The 17,289-nt window shown below is 69.7% G+C and carries 14 protein-coding genes; 1 reads left to right on the top strand and 13 read right to left on the bottom strand.

Annotated features, from left to right (window positions below; translation table 11 throughout):
• Positions 1 to 4: 4 nt before the first annotated feature.
• From P1K89_RS08260 to P1K89_RS08275, 4 genes are read right to left on the bottom strand one after another with little or no spacing between them, the layout of a single operon-like run.
• Positions 5 to 1,942 carry an XrtA/PEP-CTERM system amidotransferase gene (locus P1K89_RS08260; protein WP_284615899.1) on the bottom strand — a complete coding sequence of 646 codons (1,938 nt, stop codon included), beginning with the start codon at positions 1,940 to 1,942 and terminating at the stop codon, positions 5 to 7.
• A 36-nt stretch (positions 1,943 to 1,978) separates the two neighbouring features.
• Complete coding sequence (locus tag P1K89_RS08265) at positions 1,979 to 2,896, bottom strand: AAC(3) family N-acetyltransferase (RefSeq protein ID WP_284615900.1); 918 nt, start codon at positions 2,894 to 2,896, stop codon at positions 1,979 to 1,981.
• Between the two features lie 28 nt (positions 2,897 to 2,924).
• Positions 2,925 to 3,164, bottom strand: coding sequence for an acyl carrier protein (locus P1K89_RS08270; protein WP_284615901.1), 240 nt, complete (start codon positions 3,162 to 3,164; stop codon positions 2,925 to 2,927).
• Positions 3,161 to 5,053, bottom strand: a complete 1,893-nt coding sequence (locus P1K89_RS08275; RefSeq protein WP_284615902.1) for an HAD-IIIC family phosphatase — start codon at positions 5,051 to 5,053, stop codon at positions 3,161 to 3,163. The genes P1K89_RS08270 and P1K89_RS08275 overlap by 4 nt, the downstream gene beginning before the upstream one ends.
• A 187-nt stretch (positions 5,054 to 5,240) precedes the next feature.
• On the opposite strand from P1K89_RS08275, the gene P1K89_RS08280 reads away from it, so the two are divergent.
• Positions 5,241 to 6,659, top strand: coding sequence for a MaoC/PaaZ C-terminal domain-containing protein (locus P1K89_RS08280; RefSeq protein ID WP_284615903.1), 1,419 nt, complete (start codon positions 5,241 to 5,243; stop codon positions 6,657 to 6,659).
• Between the two features lie 4 nt (positions 6,660 to 6,663).
• On the opposite strand, the gene P1K89_RS08285 is transcribed toward P1K89_RS08280, so the two are convergent.
• The 9 genes from P1K89_RS08285 to P1K89_RS08325 all read right to left on the bottom strand — a co-directional run bounded on the left by P1K89_RS08285 (position 6,664) and on the right by P1K89_RS08325 (position 17,287).
• A complete protein-coding gene (locus P1K89_RS08285) occupies positions 6,664 to 7,773 on the bottom strand; it encodes an acyltransferase family protein (RefSeq protein ID WP_284615904.1) in 1,110 nt (369 codons plus the stop codon).
• A gap of 81 nt (positions 7,774 to 7,854) precedes the next feature.
• A complete protein-coding gene (locus P1K89_RS08290) occupies positions 7,855 to 8,814 on the bottom strand; it encodes a polysaccharide deacetylase family protein (protein WP_284615905.1) in 960 nt (319 codons plus the stop codon).
• A 23-nt stretch (positions 8,815 to 8,837) separates the two neighbouring features.
• Positions 8,838 to 10,037 carry a TIGR03088 family PEP-CTERM/XrtA system glycosyltransferase gene (locus P1K89_RS08295; RefSeq protein WP_284615906.1) on the bottom strand — a complete coding sequence of 400 codons (1,200 nt, stop codon included), beginning with the start codon at positions 10,035 to 10,037 and terminating at the stop codon, positions 8,838 to 8,840.
• A 26-nt stretch (positions 10,038 to 10,063) separates the two neighbouring features.
• On the bottom strand, positions 10,064 to 11,344 hold the full coding sequence (locus tag P1K89_RS08300) for a nucleotide sugar dehydrogenase (RefSeq protein ID WP_284615907.1): 1,281 nt from the start codon (positions 11,342 to 11,344) through the stop codon (positions 10,064 to 10,066).
• A 62-nt stretch (positions 11,345 to 11,406) separates the two neighbouring features.
• Complete coding sequence (xrtA, locus tag P1K89_RS08305; RefSeq protein WP_284615908.1) at positions 11,407 to 12,966, bottom strand: exosortase A; 1,560 nt, start codon at positions 12,964 to 12,966, stop codon at positions 11,407 to 11,409.
• Complete coding sequence (locus tag P1K89_RS08310) at positions 12,963 to 14,000, bottom strand: FemAB family XrtA/PEP-CTERM system-associated protein (RefSeq protein ID WP_284615909.1); 1,038 nt, start codon at positions 13,998 to 14,000, stop codon at positions 12,963 to 12,965. Before P1K89_RS08310 ends, xrtA begins: the two co-directional genes overlap by 4 nt.
• 14 nt (positions 14,001 to 14,014) lie before the next feature.
• Complete coding sequence (locus P1K89_RS08315; RefSeq protein WP_284615910.1) at positions 14,015 to 14,980, bottom strand: XrtA system polysaccharide deacetylase; 966 nt, start codon at positions 14,978 to 14,980, stop codon at positions 14,015 to 14,017.
• Between the two features lie 40 nt (positions 14,981 to 15,020).
• A complete protein-coding gene (gene wecB / locus P1K89_RS08320; RefSeq protein ID WP_284615911.1) occupies positions 15,021 to 16,184 on the bottom strand; it encodes a non-hydrolyzing UDP-N-acetylglucosamine 2-epimerase in 1,164 nt (387 codons plus the stop codon).
• Positions 16,181 to 17,287, bottom strand: a complete 1,107-nt coding sequence (locus tag P1K89_RS08325) for an XrtA/PEP-CTERM system-associated ATPase (protein WP_284615912.1) — start codon at positions 17,285 to 17,287, stop codon at positions 16,181 to 16,183. Before P1K89_RS08325 ends, wecB begins: the two co-directional genes overlap by 4 nt.
• Positions 17,288 to 17,289 lie beyond the last annotated feature (2 nt).

Consider the following 17,289-nt stretch of genomic DNA (forward strand, 5'->3'; position numbering starts at 1 on the left):
GACATCAGACCGTCGCCTCGGCGATGCGCGGTTCCGGCCGCTCGACGCCGGCATCGACGACGTTGCGCAGGAAGGCCTCGAACATCAGCAGCGTCCACAGCGGCGCGCTGTAGTCGCGCGCGCCGCTCTGGTGGTCGTCGACCAGGCGCCTGAGGTAGTCGCGGTTGAACCAGCCGGTCTGCGCCAGGCGGTCGCCGAGCACCGCGTCGCGCACGCGTGCTTTGAGCGGCCCGCGGAACCAGCGCGCCAGCGGCACTGCGAAGCCCATCTTCGGCCGGTACAGGATGTCGTCCGACAGCCGCGGCTCCATCGCCTTCTTCAGCAGGAACTTGCCCTCCTGGCCGCGGATCTTCAGCGACGTCGGCAGCGTGGCCAGCCACTCGATCAGCGGATGGTCCATCAGCGGCTCGCGCACCTCGAGCGAATGCGCCATGCTGGCGCGGTCGACCTTGGTGTTGATGTCGCCGACGAGGTAGGTCTTGTAGTCGAGGTACTGGATCAGTGCCAGCGGATCGTCGGTGCCGGCCCGCGCGGCATGCGCATTGAAGACCTCCAGTGCGTCGTAGCCGCCCAGCGCGGCCTTGAAGCGCGGGCTGAAGAGCTCGTCGCGCATCGGCCCGCGCAGGATCGACACCGAATGGAAATAGGCCTCGACCGAGCTGCGCGCCATGCCCTCGAAGGTGGTCTTCGCGCGGAAGACGCGCGGCGCCCAGTCGGCCTTGGGATAGACGCGCCCGAGCAGGCCGAACAGCGGCCGGCGCAGCGTTGCGGGCAGCGCGGCGCGCATGCGCTCTTCCATCAGGTGCAGCCGGTAGCGGCGGTAGCCGCCGAAGGTCTCGTCGCCGCCGTCGCCCGACAGCGCCACCGTCACGCGCTTGCGCGCGAGCTGGCAGACGCGGTAGGTGGGGATCGCCGAGCTGTCCGCGTAGGGTTCGTCATACAGGCGGGCGAGCGTGTCGATCAGGTCGAAGTCGTCGCTCTTGACGGTCTCGACGTGGTGCCGCGTCTTGTACCGGTCGGCGACGGTCTGCGCGAAGGCGGACTCGTTGAACTGCGGGTCGTCGAAGGCGATCGAGCAGGTGTTGACCGGCTCGTCGCTGACGCCGGCCATCGACGCGACGACCGCGCTGGAATCGACGCCCCCGGACAGGAAGGCCCCCAGCGGCACCTCGGCGATCATGCGCAGCTTGACCGACTCGTCGAGCCGATGCCGCAGCTCCTCGCAGGCGTCCTCGGCGCTGATGTTGTTGTCGAGCGTGAAGCGCACGTCCCAGTACGGCTTCGGCTCGGGCATCGGTTCGCCGCGGCGCCATACGAAGGCGTGTCCGGGTGGCAGCTTCAGCGCCTGCTTGAACACCGTGCGCGGTTCGGCAACGTAGCCGAGCGCGAAGTACTCCTCCACCGCCAGCGGGTCGAGCGTGCGGTCGAGCCCGCCGTGCGCGAGCACCGATTTCAGCTCCGAGCCGAAGGCCATCCAGCCGTCGTCGAGCAGCGCGTAGTACATCGGCTTGACGCCCATGCGGTCGCGCGCGAGGAAGAAGCACTGCTTGTTCTTGTCCCACAGGCCGAAGGCGAACATGCCGCGCAGCTTGTCGACGCAGCGCTCGCCCCAGGCTTCCCAGGCGTGCACGATGCACTCGGTGTCGCTCTTGGTGTGGAACTGGTAGCCCATGGCCTGCAGCTCGGCCATCAGCGACTGGTAGTTGTAGATCTCGCCGTTGAAGACGATGGCGACCGACCTGTCGGCGTTGAACAGCGGCTGCTGGCCGGTCGCGATGTCGATGATCGACAGCCGGCGGTGGCCCAGCCCGAGCCCGGGCTCGATGTGCAGGCTGCCCTCGTCGGGGCCGCGGTGGTGCTGCGAGTCGTTCATCCGCTGCAGCACGGCGCGATCGGGCGTGCGCTGGGCGCGGGTGTCGTAGAGGCCGGTGATTCCGCACATGGCTAGTTCTCGTCGGCTTGGGTGATGCACCACGCGTCAGCGCGGCGCGGGGAGCGGATCGTATAGTGTGACGCCGCGCCGTGCCGCCTCGACCAGCTGGCGCGTCAGCTCGCCGGCGCGGGTCGCGAACAATGGCACGTGATGGAACTGCCACTCCGGCAACGCCTCGGGCGTGACGATCTGGCGCAGCTTCCAGATGTCGAAGCGACCGTCGACACCGCGCGCACGCAGCTCGAACGGGATCTCGCCGTCGCGGTCGACCAGGGTCATCGGCAGCGGCACGCCGGCGCGCGAAGGCACGGGGAACTCGTCGCCCATCAGCTCCTCGACGTGGTGCGCCTGCGTCAGCACCTGGATCGGCTTGCCGATGCCGATGATGCAGGTGTCGAGCCGGGCCATCGTCTCGAACGGACTGCCGCGGCCCGCCGGGCTCGATGCGTGTTCATGGCCGCGGGTCAGCTCCTCGGCGAGCGGGCCGAGCGCGCTGATGCGGTAGACCGGATGCCGGCTCTGGCGCACGCCGGGCATGCGGCGGAACAGCTCGGTGGCCAGGCCCATCTGCGACGGCGTGCGGCGCAGGTCGAAGCGCGGATTGCGCTGGAACGTCGCATAGGCCCCGCCGTCGCCCGGCTCGCCGAAGTAGAACGCCGGCATCGCCAGCGTGCGCTCGGGCCCGCAGTAGTCGATCAGCATGCGCACCAGGTCCAGCGGCGTGTCGGTGAACATGGGCTTCATGTGGTTCACCGAGCTGTGCACCATCAGCACCTCGAAGTCGCGGCCGATGCGCTGCTCGAGATGCGCGCGCAGCGCCGCGCAGTCGAAGGTGCCGTGCACCAGGCGCAGCAGCGGCGCCGCCCGCTGGCGCGCCGCGAGGTAGGTGTTGCGCAGACTCTCGACGCGCTGATCGGTCAGGTAGCGCTTGGCGAGGCCGGATGCGAATTCGAGCGGGCTCACCGTCGAACGCTCGATGCACGCGGCTCGTTCACTGCACGCCGCTGCGTTGCAGGTACGACAGGATGGCCGGCACCGACTTCAGGCCCTCGAAGTCCTCGACCTCGATGTACAGGTCGAAGGTCTGCTCGAGCGCCATCATCAGGTTGACCTGCCCCAGCGAATCCCAGGCCGGCAGGTCCTCCGTCGACGTGGTCTCCGTGATCTTCGCGGGCGGGACTTTCAGGGTGGTGGCGATGGTGGACTGCAGACGGCCGAAGAGGCTGCTCATGCGGGAACTCCGGTCAGGCGCGGTTCGGTGGAAGGAATGGCGGAATCGGCGAAACGCACGTCGATCGGGAAGGCCGCGGCATCGCTCGCGGGCTGCGTCTGCAGGTCGCGGCGGTAACGCCCATCGGCACCCGGCTCGAAGCCCTGCTCCGGCAGGAAGTGCCTGACCAGGTCGTTCTTCGCGGTGGGCAGGTAGTCGGCGACGAGCTGATGCACGCCGCGCTCGGCCAGCAGCCGCATCTGCGCATGCAGGAAGGCGGCTTCGGCCTGGCGCCCGATGACGCGGCAGGACATCAGGAAGGTGTCGAGCTCCGCGCTGGCCGGCCCGACCAGGCGCCACATCGCGAGGCCGACGATGCCGCTGTCGCCGAACACGTCGGCGAGCGAGAAGTCGAACACCAGCCACTGGTCGGACTCGAGCGCCGCGCGCATCTGCTCGTCGTCGTAGCGGCGCGTCGTCAGGTTGAACTGGTTGGTCTTGCGCGTCAGCTGCGCCAGGCGCGCGAGGTGGCCGCGCTCGTCGAGGCCGACCTGCATCTTCATCTGCAGCCGCGCCAGGTAGTCGGCACCGCCTGCGCTGCCACCGAGCTCCTCGGCCAGCTCCCGGCGGCGCTGTTCCTGCGCGTACATCTCGGTCTTGGCCAGATCCTCGGCGGTCAGCGAGAGCACCTCCAGCCGCGCGACGCGGTCCAGGCAGCCCGGCACGTCGACGGCGCGGGAAGGCACCTGCACCACCTCGACCTCGGGCAGCCGGTGCCGCACCGCGGCGCACTCGTGGTCGCTGTCGTCGACGAAGATGAAGGACTCGAGGCCGAGGTTGAGCTCCTTGGCCAGCGACACGAGGTTGTCGGCCTTGGGCTCCCAGTTGACGCGGCGTGCCGCGAAATGCTCGGCGCGCAGCACCTGGTGCGGGTGGTCGCGCAGCACCTGCTCGACGTCCGCCGGGTTGTTCTTGCTGCACATCGCGAGGATGAATCCACGCTGCTGGAAGTCGAGGATGCGGCGCTGGAACTCGACGTACGCATTGCCCGGATAGTCGGGGCCGAGCGCGATGCCGTCGAAGCCGTCTTCGCCGACGATGCCGCCCCACAGCGTGTTGTCGGCATCGAGCACCAGCACCTTGGCCTGGCGCGCCGCCTTGACCTCGGCGACGGCCATCACGCGCTGGGTGAACTCCATCGCCGCGGCGGCGGTGAACGGGTAGCGCGACGAGTACCAGTACCGGCGGTCGAAGAAGTTCGCGCGGCCGACCTGCAGCATCGCCTCGTCGAGGTCGAGCAGCAGCGAGGCCGGGCACTCGGCGCGCATCCAGGCGCCGATGTCGGCCTTCAGCGCCGACCACCACGCGGCTTCGGACGTCTCGGCCGACGCGTCATAGAGCCCGAGGCTGGGCTGCGCGACCGGCGGCAGCAGCGTCAGCAACAGCTGCCCGACCGGCTGCGCCCGAAACGCCGACAGCCACTCGCGCAGCTGGGCCAGGCAGGCCGCGCGCAGCGCATCGCGCCGGTCGGCCGGAAGGCCGACGATCGGCCGCGACAGATCCGGATGCAGGTCTTCGCGGCGCAGCATCAGCAGCGTCACGTCGGGCCGATGCGCCACCAGCGGCGAGCCGGGGCGGGCTTCCTGCAGCGCGAGGCCGTAGGGCGCGTGGTAGGTCTCGAGGGCGAATCCGGAGAGGGCGGCGTTCAGATCGAGCCAGGGCTGCAGCAGGTCGCTGGTGTAGGTGTGCACGACGGCCAGGCGCAGCGGCTTCGGCGCCGGCTCGATGGCGACGAGGCGCTCGCGCAGGGCCTGGGCTTGCGGCAGCGTCAGCGGCGCGCGCAACTGGCCGAGCTGGTGGCGCACCGCGGCGCGGTTTTCGAGAGTCAGCAGGCGATCGATGTCTGCCATTGCAGTGGCCATGAGGTCCGGCCTCGAGCGTGAGCAAGCCGGCGATTATCCATCCCGACCATGTCGGCCCGGCCCCCACGGCCGGGTGTGCGGCGCCGTGGCAGCCGTCCAATTTGTCACGGACGGCGCCCTCGCAACGGCAGCCACAATCGGCGCTCCAGCCGCCCGGCGCGCACGCCAAACGCCCATGACCCTGCCCCAGCCTCTCGGCGTCCACGCTTTCAGCGCCGACGACCAGCGACGCTTCGCCGCGCTCAGCGCCGACGTCAACCCGATGCACATGGATGCCATCGCGGCGCGCCGGCTGATCACCGGCCGGCCCGTGGTGCACGGCATCCATACCCTGCTGGCGGCCCTGGAGCGCCTGCCGGCCGAAGACGGCGCGGTACTGCGGCGCATCGATTGCGAGTTCGTCAACCCGGTGTGCGTCGACGATCCGGTCGAGTTCTGTCGCGCTGAACACGATGGCGAAGGCGTGGCGCTGCGGGCGTCGGTGTCCGGCCTCGAGTGCACGCGCATCACGCTCGACGGCCCCGCCGGCGCGCTGCCCCGGCCGCGTGAGGCCGCGCCGGACATCGTCGCGGTGCCGGCCCAGCCGATCGAACGTGCGCCCGAATCGTGGGTCGGCCAGATCCAGGTGCTGCCGCTGCCGGCGGCCGACTTCGCCGCCGCGTTCCCGCGCACCAGCGCGCAGCTCGGCGAACGGCGCGTTGCGGCCATCGGCCTGCTGTCGGCCTACGTCGGCATGGTCTGCCCGGGCCTGCACTCGGTGTTCTCGTCGGTGCTGCTCGAACCCGGCGACGGCGCTGCCGACGCGCTGCGCTTCGAGGTGCTGAAGTACGACCCGCGCTTCCGGCTCTTCGTGGTCGCCTTCGACGGCTGCATCCGCGGCCAGCTGAAGGCCTTCCAGCGTCCGCCGGCGCAACCGCAGCCGACGATGGCCGAGTTGGCGCCCGCGCTCGGCGCCGGGGACTTCGCCGGCCGCCACGCCTGGGTCATCGGCGGCTCGCGCGGGCTCGGCGAGCTGGCCGCCAAGCTGGTGGCCAGCGGCGGCGGCAGCGTCACGCTGACGCACGCGTCCGGCGCCGACGACGCGAGGCGGGTCGCCGACGAGATCAATGCCACGGGCCGTGGCGCGGCCGCGGCGCGCCGGCTCGACCTGCTGAACGCCGACCTGGCCGCCTGGATCGCGGCTGCTGCGCCGCCGGACGTCGTCTTCTACTTCGCGACCCCGCGCATCTATCGCAAGAAGGCCGGCGTCTTCGATGCGGCCCTGTTCGACGAATTCATGGCCTTCTACGCCCACCGCTTCGAGGCGCTGTGCACGCTGCTCGAACGGCACGCGGGCGAGCGGCGCGTGCGCGTCTTCGTGCCGTCGACGGTGTTCATCGACGACCGTCCGAAGGGCATGACCGAGTACACGATGGCCAAGGCGGCCGCCGAGGTGCTGGCCGCGGACCTGGGCAAGTCGCTGCGCCGGGTGCAGATCGTCTGCGAGCGCCTGCCGCGGCTGCCGACCGACCAGACCACATCGCTGGTGCCGGTGCGCTCGGCGTCGGCCGTCGAGGTGCTGCTGCCGCTGGTGCGGCGGCTCTTCGCCGACTAGCGCGTCAGACGCCTGCAGTGCCGGGGGCCGGTCGCTGCAGGCTGTCGGACAGGCGCTGGAACCGGGCCTTGAGCCAGCGGCGCAGCGGCTGGCGCTTCTGCTCGGTGACATGGCCGATGGCCCACACCGACAGGCCGGTCAACACGGTGACCAGCATCCAGAAGCCGTGGCCCTTCGGGTCGCCGCGCACCACCGCGGTCCAGAACAGGAACAGCGGCTGGTGCAGCAGGTACAGCGTGAAGGTGTAGCCGGCGACCGCCTTGACCGGCTTGTCCAGGGGTTTGAGCAGCGGCTCCAGCGTCGGCGCGACGATGCGCATGCCGGCGAAGTTGCAGAACACCAGGAAGCCGAGCAGGTAGTCGGCGAGGAAGAAGCGCGCGAAGGTCAGGTTGGTGAACCACTTCGTGCCGATCGTGTCTTCCAGTGCCCCGGGCCACGCGGCATACAGGTCGAGCCAGTGCATGCCGACGATGCCCACCGTCGAAACCAGCACCAGGCACCAGGCGAAGCCGAGCGAGCGCTGCTGCAGCCAGCGCCAGCGGTACAGCACGACGCCCGACCACCACACCGGCAGCAGCAGCAGCAACTTCGGCCCGATCAGCAGCCCGCAGACCAGCACGGCCGGCAGGCGCATCGGTCGCGGCAGGAACATCGACAGGCCGAACAGCACGTAATACCAGAACTCGAACGCGATCGACCAGTACGGCACGTTCGAGAAGTAGGTGATCGAGACGGTCCACACCTCGTTGAGCATCAGCGTGCAGCCGGCGATGCGCAGTGCGAAGCGGTCCCACGGGTAGCCGTACAGCGCGGGGTACAAGGCGCGGCCCACCGCATCGAGCAGCGGCGTCAGCAGGATGGCCGGCAGCACGACCGAGTACACCCGCGACAGCCGGCTCGAGGTGTAGTCGGGCCACGTCTTTTCCTTGGTATCGGTGGCGTAGGCGATCACCAGGCCCGACAGCACGAAGAACACCGTCACCGCGCTGTGGCCGTAGTTGCTGGCGGGCAGGATGTCCTCGACCAGCAGCCGCATGTTCGAGTGATACAGGTAGACCAGGAAGGCGGCGATGAAGCGCACCAGGTCGAGGTAGGTCGAGAAACTGCGGCTCATCACGCGGCACCGCCCGGCCGTTCCGAAGGTGCCGCGCGCCCCCTCGGGGGGCAGCGAACGAAGTGAGCGTGGGGGTCCATGTCAGCCGAGACGGCGCCGCAGCTGTTCGACGTGGCGCACGGCCGTGCTCCACGGCGAGACGGTGACGCGCTGCGCGATGGGAGAGACCGGCCGCACCTGCTGCGGCAGGGGCAGCGGCCCGACCTGGAACAGGTCTCGATGCTGGCCGAGGTAGGCGCACAGGCGCTCGAAGCGGCGCACGACGATCCAGTCGGGATCGCTGCCGCCGGGCTTGAGCATCTCGAAGTTGTGCGACACGATGACGAAGTGGCGGCAGCCTGCGGCCCGCGCGGCGAGCATCGCCTGCGTCAGCTCGTCGATGCTGCTGGCGCCCACCTGCGCCGGCCGGGCGCGGCCGAAGCCGTCCCGGAACACGGTGATCGGATAGACGGTGACGCCGTCGATCGTGCGTTGCTCGCCGGGGGCCTGCAGCGCGTCGATGCTGCCGCCGGTGAAGTCGGCCATCGCATTGAGGCTGCTGTCCACCAGGATGCCCTGGCGCCGCAGCGCGGCATAGGTGTCGCGGTTGGCCGCGAAGCTGCCGGCGCGGAATGCGGTCACCGGTCGGCCGGTCGAGGCCTCGAGCAGCCGGCGGCCGAGGCCGATCAGCGCCGCCTGCTCGTCCTGCGTGTAGAACGTCAGGTGCTGCCGCTTGCGCGTCGCGTCGGCGATCGGCGGCGACGGCAGTTCATCGGTCCATTCCGGATGCAGGTGCAGCTGGATGTCCTGGCCGGCGTCGGCGATCAGCTTCGTGATGGTGTCGAGGTACTGCGGACCGAAGCGCGCCGAGAACAGCGGCTCGACGAAGAACACGCCCGTGATGCCGTGGCGGTTCATGATCTCCAGCGTCTTCGGCAGCGCGTAGCGGCCATGCTGCGACGAGCCGTAGCAGTAGCGCTCGAAGCTCGCGGGGAAGCGGCCGTCGAGGTCGTCCCAGCCGTTGCACCAGACCTCGATGTCGAAGGTGAGGTGCACGTTCATCGGCGTCGCAGGGGTCGGCGCGGTCATCGGTCTTGTCGGTGAGGCTGGCCGGCGCGCTTGTTGCGCAGCTGCTGGTCGTAGAGGTCCTGGTAGCGCGCCACCATCGCCTGCAGGCTGAATTGTGAGACAGCGCGCTGGCGGCCGGCCCGGCCCATCGCGGCCGCACGCGGCGGGTCGCAGGCCAGGGCTTCGAGCGCCCCGGCGAGCGCGCTCGCATCGCCCGGCGGCACGATCAGTCCGGTGCCGCCGTCGTCGACGAGCTCGGCATTGCCACCGACATCGGTGGCGATGACCGGCAGGCCGCTGGCCATCCCCTCCAGGATGGTGTTGGAGATGCCTTCGGCCAGCGAGGGCAGCACGAAGCACTGCAGCGAGCGCATCAGCAGCGGCACATCGCTGCGCTCGCCGGGCAGCCAGCACAGCTCGGCCACGCCGGCCGCATCGACGATGCGCTGCACCTCGTCGCGCAGCGGCCCGCCGCCGATCATCACCAGCCGCAGCCGCTCGCGCAGCGCCGGCCGGCGCTGCAGCACGTCGACGAAGGCCTGCGCGAGCGCCGGCTGTGCCTTGACACGCTGCATGCGGCCGACGGTGCCGACCAGCCAGTGCCGCGCCGGATCGAACGGGCAGCCCTCGATGGCCGGCGGCGCGCCTTCGGCGGGCATGAATCGCGCGGTGTCGACGCCGTTGTAGACCTGGCTCAGCGCGCTGGCCGCGACATGCACCTTGTCCGACAGGTAGCCCGCGAGGTCGTTCGACAGGGCCACGTAATGCGTGACCCACGGCTTGTAGGCACGGCGCAGCCACTGGTACTTGCGGCTCGATCCGTCGAGGTCCTCGACGTCACGCCCGTGCTCGCCATGCACCCGCACCGGCACGCCGGCCATCCAGGCCGGCAGCACGCATTCCAGCGCGGCCAGGTTGCGGGTGTGCACGATCGCGGGTTTGAGCTCGCGAAACAGGCGCGTCAGCCGCGGATAAAGCTTCAGCGCATGGCCGGGCGGCTTGTTCAGCGCGATGAACTGCACGTCGTCGCGCTGCACGCGCCGGCGGAAGTCGGTGACGTCGGTCAGCGCGATCACCGCATGCCGGTACGCATCGGCCGGCATGTGGTTGATCAGGTTGACGAGGCCGTTCTCGAGCCCGCCGGTGTCGAACCGGAAGACGACGTGGGCGACCAGCGGGCGGCGGTCGGCACTGCCGTGCCGGGCCGGAGCAAGCACCGTTCGTCCCTGCGGCCGGCGGCGGCTTACAGCCGCCAGACCCGGTAGCCCGCGGCCATCAGCGCGTCCTGGTCGAACGCCGCCTTGACGTCGATGAACGCGCCGCCCTTGACCAGCTTCTTGCCGAAGTCCTCCATGCCGAGCCCGGCGAACTCGCGGTGCGCCACCGCCGCGACGATGGCATCGGCGCGCGGCAGGTCGTCCCAGGCAACCAGCGGCACGCCGTACTCGTGCACGGCCTCTTCGCTGGTGGCCTGCGGGTCGGTCACGAAGACCTCGACGCCGTAGGACTTCAGCTCGTGGATGATGTCGATGACCTTCGAGTTGCGCAGGTCGCCGCAGTTCTCCTTGAAGGTCAGGCCCAACACGTTGACCTTGGCGCCCTTGATGTACGAGCCCGACGCGATCATGTGCTTGATGGTCTGCTCGGCGATGAACTTGCCCATCGAGTCGTTGATGCGGCGGCCGGCGAGGATCACCTGCGGGTGATAGCCGAGCATGTCGGCCTTGTGCGTCAGGTAGTACGGGTCGACGCCGATGCAGTGGCCGCCCACCAGGCCCGGCTTGAACTTCAGGAAGTTCCACTTCGTGCCGGCGGCGGTCAACACCTCGGTGGTGTCGATGCCGATCTTGTCGAAGATGATCGCCAGCTCGTTCATCAGCGCGATGTTGAGGTCGCGCTGGGTGTTCTCGATGACCTTGGCGGCCTCGGCGGCCTTGATCGACGAGGCGCGGTGCACGCCCGGCTCGATGATCTTCTCGTAGACCGCGGCCACCTTCTCCAGCGTCTCGGGCGTGTCGCCGGAGACGATCTTCAGGATCTTGGTCAGCGTGTGTTCCTTGTCGCCCGGGTTGATGCGCTCGGGCGAGTAGCCGACGAAGAAGTCCTGCTTCCACTTCAGGCCCGATTCGCGCTCGAGCACGGGGATGCAGACCTCCTCGGTCGCGCCGGGATAGACGGTGGATTCGTAGACGACGATCGCGCCCTTCTTCATGTGGCGGCCGACGCTGGTCGACGAGCCGATCAGCGGCTTGAAGTCGGGGATGTGGGCCTCGTCGACCGGGGTCGGCACGGCGACGATGATCACGTCGGCTTCGCCCAGCATCGTCGGATCGGAGGTGTAGACGGCATGCTTCGCCGCGGCCAGCTCCTCGTCGGGCAGCTCGCGCGAAGGATCGACACCGCGCTGGCAGGACTCGACCTTCGCCGTGGCGATGTCGAAGCCGATCGTGCGCATCTGCTTGCCGAAGGCCACGACCAGCGGCAGGCCCACGTAGCCGAGGCCGATGACTGCCAAAGTGTTCATTTCCGATCCCTCTTGTTTGGTGAAGCGATGTTCGTGAAGTGCGCGATTGTCGGCGCTGTGCGTCAGGGCCGGTCGCGCGCGGCCGCGAGCGACTGCTCGATGCGTGCCAGGTTGCCGGCGACGAAACGGCTCAGCGCGGCCTGCGCCGGCTGGCCGGCCTTGTCGGCCGCGTAGACGATGATGGCGGCCGACTCGTCGGGCTGGCCGCGCAGGCGCTGCCAGGCGCTGATGAGCTTGGCCGGCACGTCGCGCGCGGTCAGCTCGCCGTTGATCCAGTACAGCTGCCAGACCACGATGCGCGACTGGTCGCGCGTATTCATCGCCGGGTAGAGCACGCTCTCGCGCAGCTCGACCTGGCGCGCGCCGTGCGCCACCGTCTTCAGCCGCGTCTCGACGACGTTCCAGGCCTTGTCGTTCGACGACACCAGCTGGTTGCTCGAACCGACGAGCTTGCGCTGCTCGTCCTGGCCGCGGTAGTAGGCCAGGTACACGTCGACGGTGCCGGTGCCCTCGCTGCGGAAACGCAGGCGCTCTTCGGCCGACGGCAGCCGGAAGGCCGGTCGCCAGCCGAGGTCGTCTGCCGGCGCGGCACGCTGCCAGTCGCCCGCCGGTGCGTCGGCGTACGTCAGCTGGATCGGGCCGCCGCCGTCGCCGGACTGCAGCCGCTTGAGCGCGCCGTGCGGCAGCAGTGCCAGCGCGACCGCGGCGGCCACCGTCGCCCATGGGTGCCAGGCGGCGCCGGCGTGTTCACCGGCGATCGCCGGCGGCGGCACGACGGCATCGGCCGGCGCTTCGGACCAGCGCGCGCCGATCACGAACAGCAGCGTGATGACGAAGCCGAAGAACACCCAGCCGTAGATCAGGTGGTCGGCACCGACCGCGATCTTGTTGCCCGACAGGTGGCCGAGCATCACGATCATGTAGGCGCGCAGCCAGTTGGCGACGATGGGCACCAGCAGCGAGACGAGCGCGAAGGTCCAGCGGCGGCGCGCCGAGCGGTAGTTCAGGTAGGCGAACAGGCTGCCGACCATGAACGAGGCCATCAGGTAGCGCACGCCGCTGCAGGCCTCGACCACCGACCAGCTGCCGCTCGGGATGATGAAGTGCAGGCCTTCGCGGTACACCGGCACGCCCGACAGCCGCACGGCGGCGACAGTGAAGTCGGCCGTCCACTGCATCAGCACCGGCAGCAGGAACTCGCCGATCGGCACCGCGAAGAACACGTAGGCGAGCGGGAAGAGGATCACCGCCGCCACATGCGTGCCCAGCACCAGCGGCACCGCGATCACCAGCGACGCGGTGGCGGCGAACTGCGTCGCCGCGTTGACGGCGACGAGATCGCCGAGCAGCCACAGCAGCGCCATCGCCGCCAGCGGCACCAGCCACCACGGCGAGGGCTTCGGTACGTGCAGCGCCAGCTCGGCCCGCTTGCGCCAGGCCAGCCACAGCGCGATCGGCGGCACGACGAAGGCATGCGCGAAGGTGTCGGAGCGCGACCAGATGCCGACCATCGCGGCGATCGGGCCGGCGTAGACCAGGCCCAGCACCAGCCACAGCAGGCCGAGCGCCGGCAGCGCGCTGCGCCAGGGTCCTGCGGGCGAGGGCAGCGCGAGCGTGTTCATCCCAGCGAACGCACGATGAAGGGGCCGAGCCAGTTGGCGAACGACAGCGGCATGCGGCGCCAGGTCTCGATCAGCAGCTTGAACTTCGCGTTGTTCGGGTTGTTCTGGGGCACGCTGTCGCGCTGGTACAGGCAGTACTCGTAGTGCAGCGGCGTCGGCTCGAAGCCCCAGTTCTTCTTGAACGAGTACGAGCCCGTGCCCTGCTTGCTGCGGCCGTAGTCGAAGACCTTCAGGCCCTTCGCGCAGGAGCGCCGCATCAGCTCCCAGTACTTGAAGTCGTTGCCGGCCAGATCGCGCGCGGCGGTGTCGTCGCCGGCGTAGTACGGCAGCACCTCGTCGCGGAAGTAGAAGCTCAGCACGCTGGAGATCGGCTTGCCGTCGGGCGCGCTGACGGTCATCACCTCGCAGTCGTCGCCGAATTCCTCGCGCAACGCCTGGAAGTAGCGCTTGGGCAGCGCCGGCGTGCCGTGGCGGTGCACGTTGTCGGCGTACAGCGCGAAGAAGCGCTCGACGCCGGCATCGACCGTGCTGGTCAGCCCGTTCTTGATGCCCTTGCGGACCATCGCGCGCTGCTTGCGCGGGATGGCCAGCATGTTGGCCTCCTCCTCCGGCAGGATCTCCTTGCGGAACGTGACGTACAGGTCCTGCAGCGGCCAGTCCTCGTGGCGGCGCTGCACGTTGCGCATCTCGAGGTGCGGCACGCGCAGCTCGCGGGCGAGCTTCTGCGCCTCGGCCTCGAGCGCCGCCACGGCGGCCGGATCGCGCGCCGCGGCGCCACCGTAGACGGCGAAGGGCAGCGAGGTCAGCGCGCTGCCGAAGAGCCAGCTCTTCACATGCGCCAGCGGCAGCACGCCGGTGATCTGGCCGCCCTCTTCGGTGAACAGGTAGTGCGTGCGGTGACGCATCGTGCGCTCGAGCACGCGCTGCCAGCCGGCGCGATGGAAGAAGGTGGCGTCCGGGCAGTCGCGGACGAACTGGTCCCAGCGTTGGGCGGTCGCGCTGTCGCGCGCCTCGAGGCGGTGGATCGTCGGCATGGCCGGCGTGAGGGCTAGAGAACGACCGGCGCGGCAGCCCCCTGCGGCAGCGCCGCCGGGGCCGTCGTGCGGCCGAGGAAGATGTCATCCATCCGGCCCCAGCGGAAGTCGGCCAGCAGCGTGCGCAGCCGGGCCTCCATGCGGGGAATGTTCACGTAGTGCCGGAAGCGCGTCTTCAGGTCGATGCCCTCGATGCGCGGCTGGCCGGCGTCGATCTCCCACGGATGGAAGTAGAAGATCGCCGCCTCCTGGTCGTTCGCATTGACCTGCTGCAGCATCCAGCGCGACAGCGCGTAGGGCAGCAGCCGGAAGTAGCCGCCGCCGGACGACGGGAAGTTGCGGCCCAGCAGCCGCAGCGTGGTCACCGGGATCTCGAGCAGGCGCTCGTTGACGCGGTAGGCGAAGCGCGGCGAGTCGGGCATGCCGTAGTGGTCGTGCGCGATCGGGTAGATGCTGGAGCTGTAGCGGTAGCCCGCGCGCGCCAGGCAGTCGAAGGCCCACAGGTTGCCGGTGCCGATCGAGAAGCTCGGCGCGCGGTATCCCTTGACCTCGACGCCGCCGAGGTCCTCGAGGATCACCTTGGCGCGCTGGATGTCGTCGAGGAAGGCGGTCTCGGTCAGGTCGCTCGCGCGCTCGTGGCCGTAGCCGTGGCTCGCCAGCTCGTGGCCGCGCGCGACGATCTCGCGCACCAGCTGCGGATAGCGCTCGGCGATCCAGCCCAGCGTGAAGAAGGTGGCCCGGGCCTCGCGCTCGTCGAGCAGGTCGAGGATGCGCGTCACGTTGCGCTCGACGCGGCACTCGCGCGCGTCCCAGTCGGTGCGCGCGATGTAGGGCGCGAACGCGGAAACCTGGAAATAGTCCTCGACGTCGATCGTCAGCGCGTTGACGATGCCCGGCGCGCACGCCGGCGCGGGGCGCTTGGCGAGTGCGGCTGCGCGCCCGTCGGGCGCCGCGAACGTGGTGAGTTGCGGGTCGTTCATGTCGGATCCGGCCGTGATTGTCCGGCCACAGGGCGATCGGCTAGTGGCCGCCAGCTTGCAGCCAGGGCCACAGATCGGCCGCGATGCGCTCGGCCGCATGACCGTCCCAGTATTCCGGCACTCGGCCGCGTTTGCCACGCCCTTCGAGAATGTCGGTGACGCCGGCGAGAATTGCTGCACGGTCGCGGCCGACCATGGTGTTCGTGCCCTGCTCGACGGTGATCGGGCGCTCGGTGTTCTCGCGCATCGTCAGGCACGGCACGCCCAGCGCGGTGGTCTCTTCCTGCAGGCCGCCGGAGTCGGTCAGCACCAGCGTGGCGCCGCCCATCAGGCCGACCATCTCGAGGTAGCCCTGGGGCGGCAGCACCGCCACGCGCGCCGGGTCGAGCAGGCCGTTCAGGCCGAAGCGCTCGATGTTGGAGCGGGTGCGCGGATGCATCGCGAACACCAGCGGCAGCTGCTGCGACACCTGCTGCAGCGTCTCGAGCAGCGCACGCAGCGTGTTGGCATCGTCGACGTTCGACGGCCGGTGCATCGTGACGACGCCGTAGCCCTTCGGGTGCACGAGCAGCGCCGGATCGAGCCCGTGCTGGCGCAGCGTGTCGGCGGCGCTGCGCGCACGCTCGCGGCTGTCGAGCAGCGAATCGATCATCACGTTGCCGCTGAAGACGATGCGCTCGGACGCCACGCCCTCGCGCAGCAGGTTGTCGGCGGCGCTGCGCTCGGTGGTGTAGAGCCGGTCGGCGACCTGGTCGGTCAGCACCCGGTTGATCTCCTCCGGCATCTTGCGGTCGTAGCTGCGCAGGCCGGCCTCGACGTGGGCGACCGGCACGCTGCGCTTGACCGCCACCAGCGTGCAGGCGAGCGTGGAGTTGACGTCGCCGACCACCAGCACGCAGCTCGGCTTGTGCTCGTCGATCACCGGCTCGAAGCGGCGCATCACCTCGGCCGTCTGCACCGCATGGCTGCCCGAGCCGACCTCGAGGTTGATGTCCGGCTGCGGCAGCTTCAGGTCGACGAAGAGCTGGTGGCTCATGCCGTGGTCGTAGTGCTGGCCGGTGTGCACCAGCAGCGCCGGGATCGGCGGCTCGTGCGCGGCCAGCGCGCGCAGGATCGGCGCCATCTTCATGAAGTTGGGACGTGCGCCGACGACGCAGATCACCGGGCCGATCGCAGCGGGTGAGGAGGCGGAAGTGGAGGTCATGGTTTCTTGGGGTCGCTGCCGGGCTTGGCGAGCGCGCCAACGAGCTGCTGCAGCATCGCCAGGATCTGCAGGTTGGTGCGCTCCAGGCGCAGCAAGCCGCGCTCCAGGCGCTGCAGCTGGTCGCCGCGCTGTTCGGCGGTGAGGCTGGCGAGCTGGCGCGACATCGCGCCGGCCGCCTCGGGATCGAGCTTCAGCTGCGTGAGGTCGACATCGAGCTCCATCACGTCGCTGCTGCCGCCGACGGCGCCCGCCGTCGTGCGCACCGCCGGCACCGCGGGCGCGGCGGGCAGCGCCGATTCCTGCGCGATGTCGCGCATCACTTCGTCGACGTCGGCCTTGGCCAGGTGCGACTTGCCGGCCAGGAAGCCCAGCAGCAGCAGGCGATCGCAGACCGAATTGATGCGGCGCGGGATGCCGCCGCTGGCCTGGTGGATCGCGGTGAAGGCGTCGGCCTCGAAGCTGGGCTTGCCGGTGGAGCCGGCGCACTTCAGGCGGTGCTCGATGTAGTGCTGCGTCTCCTCGGCGTCGAGCGGGCCGATGTGGCAGGTGGCCGCGACACGCTGGCGGAACTGCTCCATCTCGGGCCGCTGCAGGATCTCGCGGAACTCGGGCTGGCCGACCAGGAAACTCTGCATCAGCGCCTGGTTGCCGAACTGGAAGTTCGACAGCATGCGCAGCTCCTCGACCGCCCGCGGCGTCAGGTTCTGCGCCTCGTCGACGATCAGCAGGCAGCGCTTGCCCTTGCTGGTCTGGCTGATCAGGAAGGCCTCGAGGGTGATCAGCAGCTCGGACTTCGGCACGTCCTTGACCCGGAAGCCGAAGGCGGCGCCGACCATGCGCAAGGTGTCCTCGGCGCCGAGCTGGGTCGTCACCAGGTGGCCGACGATGACGTTCGAGCCGTGCAGGCCGTCGATCAGCGCGCGCAGCAGCGTGGTCTTGCCGGCGCCGATCTCGCCGGTGATGACGATGAAGCCCTCGTTGCGCGAGACGCCGTAGTCGAGGTAGGCCTTCGCGCGCCGGTGCTGCTTGCTGCCGAAGTAGAAGCTCGGGTCCGGGTTGAGCTGGAAGGGCTTGTTGCTGAGCCCGTAGAACGCTTCGTACATGG

Source organism: Aquabacterium humicola, assembly GCF_030167915.1.
Taxonomy (GTDB): domain Bacteria; phylum Pseudomonadota; class Gammaproteobacteria; order Burkholderiales; family Burkholderiaceae_C; genus Pseudaquabacterium; species Pseudaquabacterium humicola.

What these genes read in the sequence shown, in the direction of transcription:
- P1K89_RS08275 (WP_284615902.1), bottom strand. Translation starts at nt 5,053, where the DNA reads ATGGCAGACATCGATCGCCTGCTGACTCTCGAAAACCGCGCCGCGGTG.
- wecB (WP_284615911.1), bottom strand. Translation starts at nt 16,184, where the DNA reads ATGACCTCCACTTCCGCCTCCTCACCCGCTGCGATCGGCCCGGTGATC.
- P1K89_RS08285 (WP_284615904.1), bottom strand. Translation starts at nt 7,773, where the DNA reads ATGAGCCGCAGTTTCTCGACCTACCTCGACCTGGTGCGCTTCATCGCC.
- P1K89_RS08280 (WP_284615903.1), top strand. Translation starts at nt 5,241, where the DNA reads ATGACCCTGCCCCAGCCTCTCGGCGTCCACGCTTTCAGCGCCGACGAC.
- P1K89_RS08315 (WP_284615910.1), bottom strand. Translation starts at nt 14,980, where the DNA reads ATGAACGACCCGCAACTCACCACGTTCGCGGCGCCCGACGGGCGCGCA.
- P1K89_RS08310 (WP_284615909.1), bottom strand. Translation starts at nt 14,000, where the DNA reads ATGCCGACGATCCACCGCCTCGAGGCGCGCGACAGCGCGACCGCCCAA.
- P1K89_RS08300 (WP_284615907.1), bottom strand. Translation starts at nt 11,344, where the DNA reads ATGAACACTTTGGCAGTCATCGGCCTCGGCTACGTGGGCCTGCCGCTG.
- P1K89_RS08270 (WP_284615901.1), bottom strand. Translation starts at nt 3,164, where the DNA reads ATGAGCAGCCTCTTCGGCCGTCTGCAGTCCACCATCGCCACCACCCTG.
- P1K89_RS08290 (WP_284615905.1), bottom strand. Translation starts at nt 8,814, where the DNA reads ATGAACGTGCACCTCACCTTCGACATCGAGGTCTGGTGCAACGGCTGG.
- P1K89_RS08260 (WP_284615899.1), bottom strand. Translation starts at nt 1,942, where the DNA reads ATGTGCGGAATCACCGGCCTCTACGACACCCGCGCCCAGCGCACGCCC.
- P1K89_RS08325 (WP_284615912.1), bottom strand. Translation starts at nt 17,287, where the DNA reads ATGTACGAAGCGTTCTACGGGCTCAGCAACAAGCCCTTCCAGCTCAAC.
- xrtA (WP_284615908.1), bottom strand. Translation starts at nt 12,966, where the DNA reads ATGAACACGCTCGCGCTGCCCTCGCCCGCAGGACCCTGGCGCAGCGCG.